Here is a 10761-nt window from a genome sequence, read left to right as displayed (position 1 = left end):
TGTGACATCATTATTAAACTGTTTTACGTCTTTCCTTGCCTCTCGTGAGAGAATTAAGAACCGACTATGTAAAATCAATGTAATGTGAGTGTCCACACAAATTGCATGATAACTAATTGTTAAAGAAAAACTCATCTACTTGAAGTAGAGAGTTAGATATAAAACCCATTCGTTTATACCTTTGGAGCCTTGCTCCGTTGCTGCAGGTCTTGCCTGAAGCGAGATGCGCATGATACGCGTCTCAGTTTCGATGTCAACGTTTTATTTAATTTAATTTGAAGTTTCTTTTTGAAGATTCAAACCTAACTTTTAAAACGTTAAGTTAGCTACTTTACTCTAAAGTGATGTAGATAACTTATCAAAACAGCTCTTTCGTGGTTCGTTTTGACTGAACCCCTTGGAACTGGAGCGCATTCTAGACATTTCTCGCTGGGCGTCAACCCTTTTTTGTAATAACTTTAAAATAAACACTTAATTGCACATTTAACGTACAAACATTTTTTTATTGTGTCTAAATCTAGCAATAAAGGCCGTTGATTTGCAAGATTAGCGCTATAAACAGTTAATTGCCGATGCTATTTATCCTTCATGTCTTCAACACTATTAAAGTCTTCATCTTTGTCGTCACCGACAACATCTTCTAATTTCAACTTATTTACAGAGCGAATAGTGGTAAATGGCCCAGAACAAGCATAGAAACCAAATACGATCAGTAAAACATTTTCAGGGCTAGAAGCGATAATGACGAAGGCGAGCACAATAAGTAAAACAACAAAGAAATTAACTTTACCTTTCCAATCGACTTCTTTAAAGCTGTTGTAACGAAAGTTACTGACCATCAATAATCCTGCAAGTATAGTAATGATACCAACAATAATCCCATAGTCTTGACCATTTATTTGATATTCTGCCCCCACCCAGACCAAACTAGCAATAACTGCCGCTGCTGCAGGGCTTGCTAAACCTTGGAAAAAGCGTGCGTCGGCAATACCAACTTGTGTATTAAAGCGAGCTAAACGTAATGCTGCACAAGCAACGAATACAAAAGCAGCTAACCAGCCAAATTTTCCGTAACTCGATAACGCCCAATTATAAGCAACAAGTCCAGGTGCTATACCAAAAGATACCATATCAGCCATACTGTCATATTCTGCACCAAATTCACTTTGCGTATTAGTCATCCTAGCAACGCGTCCATCTAAACCATCAAATATCATGGCAATAAATATTGCTACAGACGCACTAATAAAATCACCATTCATTGAAGAAACGATGGCAAAAAAACCAGAAAATAGCCCGGCGGTTGTTAATAGGTTAGGTAATAGGTAAATACCTTTCGAGGGCTTACTGGTATCTGTTTTTTTATCATTCATTATTATGACTACGCTTGTTTAAGAATATATGTTGGTACAGTTAATTAAATCTAACATAAATAACCATCGCGGGTATATTAGAGAGTAATAGCATGATAATTCCTCGTTATAATTTGTAAAGTTTCAATTGTATTGTTATATAAAGTACTAGGATATTTTTCTTTATATAGTTATTAGGTGACCCAATGAATTTTCGTATACTCTTATTAGGGCTTATTTTTTATTTTGGCTATTGTTCGGCAAGTGAACTTATGATCTATCGCTGGGTAGATAAAGACAATGTTGTTCATTTCAGTCAACATCAGCCTATTGGTGATGAATACACTCAATTTTTAGTTTCTAATCAATCAAGTATAAGCAGTCGCGCAGATCTTATTACTGGCCCTCTAGTTTCAGATAAAGATATAGCCTCTCAACAAAATACAGATAACATCGCAGCGACTATTGATATGCCGAAAAAATGTCTAGAAGCACAAGAGAATCTGGCCATGTTAACCGCTTTTGATAAGGTGCAATATACAGATGAAAAAGGCAGTAAACAGATATTAACTGAAACAGAGAAGCAACAGCAATTAGCGATAAATCAAAAACGCACAGAAGTTTACTGTGCGTCTTTAAGTGAATAGCCGTGCCCCCAATTTTTTAGTGATTAAAAATTAATTCACCGTCACTGACTTCAATACTTATCTTTGCTTTGTTTTTAAAGGCCCCTGACAGTATTTTCTGAGCTAATGGGTTTTCAATTTTTTGCCTGATCACTCTTTTTAACGGTCTTGCTCCAAAGAGTGGATCAAATCCAGCCAAGGAAATCAGTGCTAGTGCTTCTTGGCTAATTGATAACTTGATATCTTGCTCTGCTAACCGCTCTTTTAAACTATTAATTTGTATTGCTGCTATTTTTTCTATTTGTTGTGAAATTAATGGATGAAATACAACTGTTTCATCAATGCGATTAATAAACTCAGGCTTAAAATGTAAACTCACTTCTGACATCACTTTTGTTTTCATTTCTTCATACTGACCGTCATCTGCAAATTTTTGAATATGATCAGAGCCAATATTGGAAGTCATAATGATAACCGTATTTTTAAAGTCAACGGTACGCCCTTGTCCATCAGTTAAACGACCATCATCAAGCACTTGTAATAATATATTAAAAACATCACTGTGCGCTTTTTCAATTTCATCCAGAAGAATAACCGAGTAAGGTTTGCGTCGAACCGCTTCAGTTAAATACCCTCCTTCTTCATAGCCTACGTATCCCGGAGGAGCTCCAACTAATCGAGAAACTGAATGTTTTTCCATAAATTCAGACATATCGACACGAATAAGTGCGTCTTCACTGTCAAAAAGATAATGGGCTAACGCTTTAGTGAGTTCGGTTTTACCGACACCGGTAGGACCTAAAAATAAAAACGATCCTATCGGCTGACTTGGATCAGCAAGCCCTGCTCTTGAACGTCTAATAGCATTTGAGACACTAATAACCGCTTCACTTTGTCCGATAACACGCTGATGTAAATTATCCTCCATTTGCAGTAACTTATCGCATTCTTCTTCGAGCATCTTAGCAACAGGAATTCCCGTTGCTCGACTTAATACATCGGCAATTTCAACTTCGGTGACTTTATTTTTTAATAAGGTCATTTCTTGCATTTCTGCTTGGCTTGCTAGGTCGAGTTGTTTTTCTAATTCTGGAATTTTGCCATATTGTAATTCTGACATTTGGTTAAGATCGCCCAAACGTCGGGCAGCTTCTAAATCAAGCCGAGCTTGCTCTAAATCTGTTTTAATAGCCTGTGTACCATGTAATGCGGCCTTTTCAGTTTTCCAAATTTCGTCTAACTCATCAAAATTAGTCTGACATACACTCAGATCTAAGGAGATCAATCCTAAACGTTTTTTAGTAGCCTCATCTGAATCTTTCTCTAATGCTCGCTGCTCTAATTTAAGTTGAATGATACGCCGCTCTAAACGGTCTAAATCTTCAGGCTTAGAATCTATTTGCATGCGAATACTAGAAGCTGCTTCATCGATAAGATCGATAGCTTTATCGGGTAATTGTCTATCACTTATATAACGATGTGACAAAGTAGCCGCTGCAACTATAGCTGGGTCAGTAATATCAACACTATGATGCAGTTCGTAACGCTCTTTTAAGCCACGCAATATAGCAATAGTATCTTCAACACTAGGTTCTTCGATTAATATTTTTTGAAAACGACGCTCTAAGGCGGCATCCTTTTCAATATATTGACGATATTCATCCAATGTAGTCGCGCCAACACAATGTAAATCGCCACGGGCAAGAGCAGGTTTCAACATATTTCCGGCATCCATAGCGCCATCAGACTTACCTGCACCAACCATAGTATGAAGTTCATCAATAAATAAAATCACCTGGCCTTCTTCTTTAGCGAGCTCATTCAGTACTGCCTTTAAACGCTCTTCAAATTCACCTCGATATTTTGCGCCAGCAACTAAAGCCCCCATATCCAGTGATAATACACGCTTACCTTTTAAACCTTCGGGCACTTCGTGATTAATAATACGCTGTGCTAAGCCTTCGGCAATGGCTGTTTTACCTACGCCTGGCTGACCAATTAATACCGGGTTGTTTTTCGTACGGCGTTGTAAAACCTGAATGGTGCGACGGATTTCATCATCTCGTCCAATAACCGGGTCTAGTTTACCTTGTTCGGCAAGCTCAGTTAGGTTTACCGTATATTTATCGAGTGCTTGTCGAACGTCTTCAGCATTAGGCTCATCCACTTTTTGACCACCACGTACATGTAATATTGCATCTTGAACCCTTTGTTCACTGGCCCCGAGCGACTTTAATATTTGACCTAGCTTACCTTTGTCTTCAATAGCGGCAAGAATAAAAACATCCGAAGATATATATTTATCACCCATTTTTTGCGCAAATTTATCGCAAAGATTAAGTAAGTTCCCCATAGCAGAAGAAAGCTGTACATCGCCACCTGAACCAGAAACTTGGGCAAGTTGCTCAATAACAGTTTCAACTTGTGAGCGCAGTGAACGAACATTAATACCCGCACTTTTCAACAAGGGAATAATGCTACTCGCGTTCTGATTTAATAGCGCTAACATGATATGAACGGGTTCAATAAATTGATGATCACGACCTAAGGCTATTGACTGGGCGTCTGAAATAGCTACTTGAAATGCTTGGGTTAATCGGTCTAAACGCATGAGACTCTCCTACTTAACAAAGAAACATATTCTTTTATACCTTATAGATAAGGATAAAATTGAAATTTTTCAAGGAGCGAAGTGAAAAGCTTTTGATTTGAAATAAGATTTAGCTTGTTTTTACACTTATTGGCGACAAATGATTGAAACCATTCGCCCGGTGATAGTGTCTCGACGATAAGAAAAATACTGCTGTTCATCAGCATAAGTGCAATGGTTTAAATGCTTAACCTGATGAATGCCGAGCGCATTTAATTGGATTTTAGCGATCATTGCCAAATTTGCTAGGTATTTACCGTTATCTGCAGGCTTTGGCAAAGTTAATTGCTCACGCGTGACAGAGAAAGCCGATGTAAATTTTTCTGACTGACTTTCAAAGGCACATTTTACTTCTTCGCCTACTTCAAAAGCATATTCACCAATACAAGGTCCTAGCCAAGCTATGATATTTTCATTGGCAGTCTGCATATCATTCACGGTATTGGTAATAATATTTTTAGCTAAGGGTTTCCAGCCACCATGGATTGCAGCAATTTCACTGCCATCTACCGCGGTTAATAATATCGGTAAACAATCAGCGGTCATCACTGCTAGGGCAATATTTTTTTGTCGAGTGATTATCGCATCAGCCACTAAAGGCGTTATTGAATGAGATTCTATGGTAACAACTTTATTACCATGAACTTGTTCAAGCCATTGAATATTTGTTTTTTTTGGTAAATACGCTAATAAAGAGTGTCTATTACGGTTAACTCGTTCTAGATTATCACCGACATGAGTGCCGACATTAAATTGGTCGTATACTGAAGAATATGAATGATTAGGGGATAACGTTTCTTTTTGAGGATGGAGTCTTGTCGTAGTAAAAGCCAGTACATTATGTACTGGCCATTCTACATTATAGAGACGGTTATAAATAATCGTCTGTTGCGTTAAGTTTTGAATCCTCACGCAAAACATTTGTTAAATTCACCATGTCGTCTGGAATAGGTGCATGCCAAGTCATTTCTTCACCGGTTATAGGGTGAAACAATGACAACATTGCTGCATGTAGTGCTTGGCGTTTAAAACTACGAAGTAAATCGCGCAAATCTTCTGTCGCATTCTTAGGAGGACGAGGACGACCACCGTAATTAGGATCGCCAATCAATGGGTGGGTAATATGCGCCATATGAACACGAATTTGATGTGTTCGACCCGTTTCAAGACGTAATCTTAAACGTGTATGTAAACGGAATTTTTCCATTACACGATAATGCGTTACCGATGGACGACCAAAAGGACTAACAGCCATGTGCGTTCTTTTGGTTGAATGACGACCAATAGGTTCATCAACCACACCACCGGCTGTCATTAGACCATTAGCAATCGCTTCATACTCACGCGTTATTTCACGTTCTTGTATAGCATCAACTAAGTTTGTTTGTGCTGCAATTGTTTTAGCAATAACCATCAAACCCGTTGTGTCTTTATCTAGTCTATGAACGATACCCGCTCGAGGTACGACATCAAGCTGTGGGCAATAATACAATAAAGCATTAAGTACCGTACCATCAGGATTACCAGCACCTGGGTGAACAACAAAACCAGCAGGTTTGTTGATAACTATAATATCGTCATCTTCATAGACAATATTTAAAGGAAGATTTTGTGGTTCAAATCGCACGTCACCTTCAACTTCAGTTGATATTTTGATAACTTCCCCGCCAAACATTTTCTCGCGAGGTATTATCAAAATAGCGCCGTTTAAAGTAACGTGACCTGCTAAGATCCATTCTTTTATGCGAGAACGAGAATATTCAGGGAACATCTCAGCTAATGTTTGGTCGAATCGTTTACCTAAACAAGTTTCAGGAACCGTATCTGTATGTTGAATTATTTCAGCCATTAAAATTTCTATTTAACTCTCTATAAATTTACTATGAATTAGCGCTGTGCAAGGCAAGTATGCTAGGTTAGAATGCCAGTGTTTATTTTACCTCTTTGCTCTATTAATTACATTAAGTAATTTGCAAAGGGCGTATATTTATTTAACTAATACCTTTAACTAAAACAAAGTAGTGATACAGAAGTCTATGCAAAATTTGACAATAAAAATGATAATACTAGTGCTTTCATTAGGGCTAGCGGCGTGTTCATCATCAAACAAAACCGACATTGAAAAAGTACCAGACAAGTCAGCACAAGCATTGTTCACCGATGCGAGAACTGCGCTTGATAGTGGTTTATATCAACGAGCTATCCAAATTTTATCAGCAATTGACTCACGCTTCCCATTTGGTCCTATCTCTCATCAAGTGCAATTAGACTTAATTTACGCTTATTACAAAAGTGGTAATTCAGCTCAAGGTATTGCTTTGTCCGATCGTTTCCTGCGTTTAAACCCTGATCATGTCAATCTTGATTATGTTTATTACATGCGAGCGTTAATCAATATTTCAACTGAAGAGAATCTTTTTCAAGAAATAGCCGGCATTGACCGTTCAGATAGAGATCCAACGGCTGCTCGCGAAGCATTCAAAGATTTCAAAACAATTTTGACAGATCTCCCGCAAAGTAAATATGCCGCTGATGCGCGTAAACGTATGATCAGTATAAAATCACGTTTAGCTAAGTATGAACTATCAGTCGCCCGTTTTTATATGAAACGTGATGCTTGGGCATCGGCAGCAAATCGTGGCAAATACATTGTTGAATACTTCTCGCCCAGCCTAGAAGTTGAACAAGCATTAGAGATTATGATTGAATGTTACGATAAGTTAGGTTTAATGGATTTACAAACCAATGCTAAGCAAGTCTTAGTAGCAAATTATCCAAATAATAAATTTATAACACGCTAAGTTAACGGGTCGTTACCATTGAAGTTGAAAGGGTAGAAAACCAGCAGCTTCAATAATAACGCTTAAATAAGTAAAAAAGCCCATCGAGTAACAACACTCTATGGGCTTTTTTTATAATGAGTTTAGCCAATTAAATAGCGGCTTCGTCTTCTTCACCCGTACGGATTCTTATTACCCGTTCAACGTCAGTGATAAATATTTTTCCATCACCTATTTTACCCGTTTGTGCTGTTTCAATGATGGCATTAACACAGCGTTCAACTTGCTCTGTGGTGACTACAATTTCTAATTTTACTTTCGGTAAGAAATCGACCATGTATTCAGCACCACGATAAAGCTCAGTGTGCCCTTTTTGTCGGCCAAAACCTTTTACCTCTGAAACAGTCATTCCTGTAATGCCAATTTCACTTAATGCTTCACGCACATCATCCATTTTAAATGGTTTGATAATTGCTTCTATTTTTTTCATTGTTGTTATCCATTAACCGCGAAATATACTTTGAATTGTACACAATTATATCAAATAAACCCAAGCGCTATATTTGTTCTCAGTCATATTTATTTTAGATGTCGATAAAACAGCACAATGCAGCTTTCCTATATTTTGAAGTATCACAGCTATACGTTACACTAGGATAATTTAACTTATCGAATAACTATCAAAGGACGTTGAATGGATCCGCAATTGATCATAAATGAAATGAAAGTTTTACCTCAGATAGATGCCGTGTTTGAAATAAAGCGCCGTATTGAATTTATTAAAAAAACACTTAAGGACTCGGGACTAAAAAATTTAGTTTTAGGCATTAGTGGTGGTGTTGACTCTTCTACCTGTGGACGTCTTGCACAACTTGCCGTTGATGAGCTTAATATGGCAGAAAGAATCACCGATAATAATTCATCAACGCCATATCAATTTATAGCTGTTCGCTTACCTTACGGCGTACAAGCAGATGAAGACGATGCTCAACTTGCTTTGGACTTTATTCAACCGACACATAGTTTAATTACAAATATTTTAAATGCAGTTAATGGCATTCACACTGAAACGCTTAACGCACTCAACCAAGCAAATATCTTATCGGCTGACGATGCAAAAATCGATTTTTCGAAAGGGAATGCCAAAGCTCGAAGCCGAATGGTAACGCAATATCATATTGCAGGTATTGTTGGCGCACTTGTTTTGGGTACCGATCATTCAGCAGAAAACATCACCGGATTTTTCACTAAGTGGGGTGATGGCGCCTGTGATTTAGCGCCTTTATTTGGTTTATCTAAACGCCAAGTACGATTGTTAGCAGAAAGTTTAGGTGCGCCAGATTTATTAATTAATAAAGCACCCACAGCTGATCTAGAAGACTTGGATCCAGGTAAAACTGACGAAGATGCATTAGGCATGAGTTATGATCAATTAGATGATTTCTTGGAAGGAAAGCCAGTAACAACAGAGGTGCAAGCACTTATCATTAATATTTATCAAAAAACCCAACATAAGCGATTACCTATTCCAACAATTTACGCTTAACATATACTGGTAAACGTAAAACTTGTAAATTTAACGTTAACAGCTATACCTAGTAATACATCTACTCTAGCCAACGGACGGCTTATTGTTATGTTATATTTCACGTTAAAAATAAAGGGTTTCACTCTCATTGAAACCCTAATCACGCTTGCTATACTAATTGTTCTCACTGTTATCGCTATTCCTACATTTGCAGACTTAAGGATAAGAATACGTGTTGATAATGAAATTTCAGCCTTACATCGTTTATTATTACTGACAAGGAATCATGCGGTTAACCAAGAACGTTTCGTTACTGTATGTCCTCTTAATTCGTCTGGGCAGTGCTCGAACGAATGGCATAAAACGCTTACTGTATTTTATGATGATAATAAGAATAAAACGCTTGATGCCTCAAGTGCTGAAGTGATTATAAAAATAAAATCAGCCATAAAATCAGGCGACAAATTACAGTATGCTCAGGGTAGAACAGCATTAATTTACGCACCTAGTGGACGGCTTGCAGTTTGGGGAGGTAATGGTACTTTCCGCTACTGTCCAAAATCTCACAGTGGTAAATCAAGAGGGATTATTATTTCAGGCGCTGGTCGCTTCTATTTATCCACTGACCAGAACATGGATGGAGCAGATGAAAATCGTAGCGGTCGAATAATTAGCTGTCACTAGCCGGGATTGCAAGTGCTTACAAGTTCGATCTTAGTCATTTTATCAAAACGATAACAACTACTAATATCAATGCCGGCAACCTAGCGAAATAGTGGCTTAAGTGATATAACTTAGTCATCTTAAATATTATCACCCCTTTGTGACAAGATGTAATACCAATAAGACTAACGAAATGCTTTCTTCGGTATAACAAGAAATTAAGGCTTATATGATGAAGAGTTATTATTTGCAATCACACAACAAGCGACAGGGTTTTACACTCGTCGAACTGATGATCACCATTGCTATTGGCGCAACGTTAACGGCGATAGCGTTACCAAACTTCAATAATTTTCTGGTTGAAACACGCGTCGACAATGAAATTTCTCATTTACAACGGCTATTACTAACAGCAAGAAATACCGCAATAAATGCAGAACAAATCGTGACTATATGTCCACTGAATGCAAGTAACCGTTGTGATACTAATTGGCAAAATGAAGTGAGTGTTTTTATTGATATTGATGGTGATAAAACCTATGAACCCGCTACTGACGAAAGAGTAGTTGCAGTAAAGGCTAAAATAAATACGAATGACAAGCTGCAGTACGGCCAAGATAGCATTATATACACACCTACAGGCAGCATAACGGGTGGCGTTAGTACTAGCCCTTTTAAATATTGCCCAAAAGATTACCCGGCCAAGTCAAGAGGCATTACAGTAAGTACCTCTGGGCGTTCATACGTCACCTCAGACACCGACACCGACGGCATTGATGAAGATCGCTCAGGCAATGAGATTACTTGCAGTTAAGTCTGCTCTTTAACGAGCAGTGTTTTCATCTAATTTTTTTGAAAGAGCATTGGAAAAATCATCATTTGATTTAACACATTCCTTTACTTGATGAACTTGCTGTTTTTGCTTTGAAAACCCTGTCGCTATTTTTTTACCGACTAACCAAGTAGAATATTTAACCAAACCTTTAGCTTGAATAATGCCAAAGTGAATAATGTCGCTACCGCCGACCAATTCAACATGGCATTTAACCTTAATCTTTGACGCTTTGTCTGTCGCCTTTGCCACACTATCAACACTTATAAAAAGTAGGCTTACAGATAGTAAGTTGAGCGCTAAATAATGCTTAAATAATAATTTCATCAT

The 10761-nt window shown here is 37.8% G+C and carries 11 protein-coding genes; 5 read left to right on the top strand and 6 right to left on the bottom strand.

All coding sequences use genetic code 11. The features are described from left to right. Positions 1-575: 575 nt before the first annotated feature. Positions 576-1373, bottom strand: a complete 798-nt coding sequence (gene pssA / locus ESZ26_RS15215; RefSeq protein ID WP_146800314.1) for a CDP-diacylglycerol--serine O-phosphatidyltransferase — start codon at positions 1371-1373, stop codon at positions 576-578. Positions 1374-1558: 185 nt separating this feature from the next. On the opposite strand from pssA, the gene ESZ26_RS15210 reads away from it, so the two are divergent. Then, on the top strand, positions 1559-1999 hold the full coding sequence (locus ESZ26_RS15210; RefSeq protein WP_146800313.1) for a DUF4124 domain-containing protein: 441 nt from the start codon (positions 1559-1561) through the stop codon (positions 1997-1999). A gap of 16 nt (positions 2000-2015) precedes the next feature. Here the strand turns inward: ESZ26_RS15210 and clpB are convergent, their stop codons facing one another. The 3 genes from clpB to rluD form a co-directional block, all read right to left on the bottom strand. Continuing rightward, the gene (gene clpB, locus ESZ26_RS15205) at positions 2016-4589 is read right to left on the bottom strand and encodes an ATP-dependent chaperone ClpB (protein WP_146800312.1); all 2574 of its coding nucleotides are present in this window, start codon (positions 4587-4589) and stop codon (positions 2016-2018) included. A 126-nt stretch (positions 4590-4715) separates the two neighbouring features. Beyond that, complete coding sequence (pgeF, locus tag ESZ26_RS15200; protein WP_146800311.1) at positions 4716-5549, bottom strand: peptidoglycan editing factor PgeF; 834 nt, start codon at positions 5547-5549, stop codon at positions 4716-4718. Then, a complete protein-coding gene (gene rluD / locus ESZ26_RS15195; RefSeq protein ID WP_146800310.1) occupies positions 5500-6477 on the bottom strand; it encodes a 23S rRNA pseudouridine(1911/1915/1917) synthase RluD in 978 nt (325 codons plus the stop codon). The genes pgeF and rluD overlap by 50 nt, the downstream gene beginning before the upstream one ends. A 187-nt stretch (positions 6478-6664) precedes the next feature. Between rluD and ESZ26_RS15190 the strand changes: the two genes are divergently transcribed. Further along, positions 6665-7429: an outer membrane protein assembly factor BamD gene (locus ESZ26_RS15190; protein WP_146800309.1), complete on the top strand. Its 765-nt coding sequence runs from the start codon at positions 6665-6667 to the stop codon at positions 7427-7429. Between the two features lie 130 nt (positions 7430-7559). Here the strand turns inward: ESZ26_RS15190 and glnB are convergent, their stop codons facing one another. After that, on the bottom strand, positions 7560-7898 hold the full coding sequence (gene glnB, locus ESZ26_RS15185; RefSeq protein WP_070374471.1) for a nitrogen regulatory protein P-II: 339 nt from the start codon (positions 7896-7898) through the stop codon (positions 7560-7562). A gap of 204 nt (positions 7899-8102) precedes the next feature. Between glnB and nadE the strand changes: the two genes are divergently transcribed. The 3 genes from nadE (at position 8103) to ESZ26_RS15170 (ending at position 10413) form a co-directional block, all read left to right on the top strand. Further along, positions 8103-8954, top strand: coding sequence for an ammonia-dependent NAD(+) synthetase (gene nadE / locus ESZ26_RS15180; RefSeq protein WP_146800308.1), 852 nt, complete (start codon positions 8103-8105; stop codon positions 8952-8954). 90 nt (positions 8955-9044) lie between these two features. After that, a complete protein-coding gene (locus tag ESZ26_RS15175) occupies positions 9045-9620 on the top strand; it encodes a GspH/FimT family pseudopilin (protein WP_146800307.1) in 576 nt (191 codons plus the stop codon). 226 nt (positions 9621-9846) lie between these two features. After that, entirely contained in the window at positions 9847-10413 is a 567-nt protein-coding gene (locus ESZ26_RS15170; protein ID WP_170246395.1) for a GspH/FimT family pseudopilin, read from the top strand. A 9-nt stretch (positions 10414-10422) separates the two neighbouring features. Here ESZ26_RS15170 and ESZ26_RS15165 read toward each other — a convergent pair whose 3' ends face one another. Next, positions 10423-10761, bottom strand: a complete 339-nt coding sequence (locus ESZ26_RS15165; protein WP_146800305.1) for a TapY2 family type IVa secretion system protein — start codon at positions 10759-10761, stop codon at positions 10423-10425.

Source organism: Colwellia hornerae (assembly GCF_007954355.1).
In the GTDB taxonomy this organism is placed as follows: Bacteria; Pseudomonadota; Gammaproteobacteria; order Enterobacterales; family Alteromonadaceae; genus Colwellia_A; species Colwellia_A hornerae.
The sequence above is the reverse complement of the archived record's forward strand: the minus strand, read 5'-3'. Positions and strand labels throughout refer to the sequence as shown.

Excerpts from the sequence above, each read along its gene's own strand:
- ESZ26_RS15190 (WP_146800309.1), top strand. The coding sequence starts at position 6,665 with ATGCAAAATTTGACAATAAAAATGATAATACTAGTGCTTTCATTAGGG.
- glnB (WP_070374471.1), bottom strand. The coding sequence starts at position 7,898 with ATGAAAAAAATAGAAGCAATTATCAAACCATTTAAAATGGATGATGTG.
- rluD (WP_146800310.1), bottom strand. The coding sequence starts at position 6,477 with ATGGCTGAAATAATTCAACATACAGATACGGTTCCTGAAACTTGTTTA.
- pgeF (WP_146800311.1), bottom strand. The coding sequence starts at position 5,549 with ATGTTTTGCGTGAGGATTCAAAACTTAACGCAACAGACGATTATTTAT.
- ESZ26_RS15165 (WP_146800305.1), bottom strand. The coding sequence starts at position 10,761 with ATGATGAAATTATTATTTAAGCATTATTTAGCGCTCAACTTACTATCT.
- ESZ26_RS15210 (WP_146800313.1), top strand. The coding sequence starts at position 1,559 with ATGAATTTTCGTATACTCTTATTAGGGCTTATTTTTTATTTTGGCTAT.
- ESZ26_RS15175 (WP_146800307.1), top strand. The coding sequence starts at position 9,045 with ATGTTATATTTCACGTTAAAAATAAAGGGTTTCACTCTCATTGAAACC.
- nadE (WP_146800308.1), top strand. The coding sequence starts at position 8,103 with ATGGATCCGCAATTGATCATAAATGAAATGAAAGTTTTACCTCAGATA.
- clpB (WP_146800312.1), bottom strand. The coding sequence starts at position 4,589 with ATGCGTTTAGACCGATTAACCCAAGCATTTCAAGTAGCTATTTCAGAC.
- pssA (WP_146800314.1), bottom strand. The coding sequence starts at position 1,373 with ATGAATGATAAAAAAACAGATACCAGTAAGCCCTCGAAAGGTATTTAC.